At 56.2% G+C, this 1,259-nt stretch carries 1 protein-coding gene; it reads left to right on the forward strand.

The genetic code is table 11. The features are described 5' to 3' along the window. Positions 1 to 1,259: IS30 family transposase (locus tag QP982_RS10615; RefSeq protein WP_284870542.1), on the forward strand; the 1,259-nt coding region annotated here is incomplete at both ends.

The raw sequence follows: 1,259 nt of genomic DNA on the forward strand, positions 1-1,259 counted from the left end.
ACCCGCCAATCGAAATACAGTGCCATCAAACCCATTGCGCTTCAACACATCGCCAACGGGGCATCAGCAAGCGCGGTTGGACGCGAATTAGGGATACCCCAACCAACTGTCAGCCGGTGGGCGCGACAAGCCGGAATTGCGATTCAGCACCAGTCGCACTGCCCGAAGTTGTCGATGTTGGATAAGCATCGCGTGATCTACGAGATGCTTATGGCCGGCACATATAGTGTTGCCCAGATTGCTGCACAGGCTGGGGTGTGTACATCCACGGTGTATAACCGGCGGGCTAGTTTAACCACTATGAATACCCGCAGCCGGATAACACCCGGTGATGTATCTCGTGTTGGCACTGGTCGGCGGCTAGGGCTGGCCGAACGCTTAGTCATTGCTGATTGCCTGCGGGCAGGGCATTCGCACCGGCGTATCGCCCAGATAGTCTGTCGTAGTCAATCTACCGTCAGCCGTGAAATCGCGCGCAATAGCGTCGATGGTATCTACGATGCTTATCAGGCTGATCAGGCAAGCCGCGGGCGTCTTGCTCGTCCAAAGCCGCGCAAACTCGATGACAATCGATTCTTACGCGCCCAGGTTGTTGGTCTGCTCAACCGTGGGGCCTCGCCGCGTCAGGCCAGTGACAGGTTGGCTGCACTGTGGGGTGATAATACGTCCATGACTATTAGCCACGAGTCGATTTACCAGGCCCTTTACGTACAAGGGGCAGGCAGCTTGCGCAAAGAACTTGTGTTTGAAAAGTCCTGCCGGACTACCCGGCCAGGGCGTAAACCCCGCTCGCTTCTCGCTGGGGTGCCCAAGCCACGTGGAAAACGCTGGACTCATGATGCCAATATTTCACTTCGCCCAGCCGAAGCCAATGATCGTGCGGTACCCGGTCATTGGGAAGGCGATTTGATTATTGGCGCAGATGGCACCAGTGCTTTAGCGACGTTGGTGGAACGCCGCAGCAGGTTTGTGCTGCTCGGCAGACTCGGCACTGACCATACTGCCGCCAGTGTCAATGAGGTCATGGTGCGGATGATTCGTCGGCTTAAAGAGTCGATGGACACCACGATGTCGACGTTGACCTGGGATCAGGGAGTGGAGTTTGCCAAACACACGGAGTTTTCTGTCGCGGAGAATATCCAGGTGTTTTTCGCCGATCCGCATTCGCCGTGGCAGCGAGGTAGCAATGAGCGGATGAACCGGGATATCCGGTTTTATTTCCCCAAAGGCACCAACTTTACCGATGTCACCGACCAAGA

It is taken from the genome of Corynebacterium sp. MSK019 (genome assembly GCF_030232425.1).
Taxonomy (GTDB): Bacteria; Actinomycetota; Actinomycetes; order Mycobacteriales; family Mycobacteriaceae; genus Corynebacterium; species Corynebacterium jeikeium_D.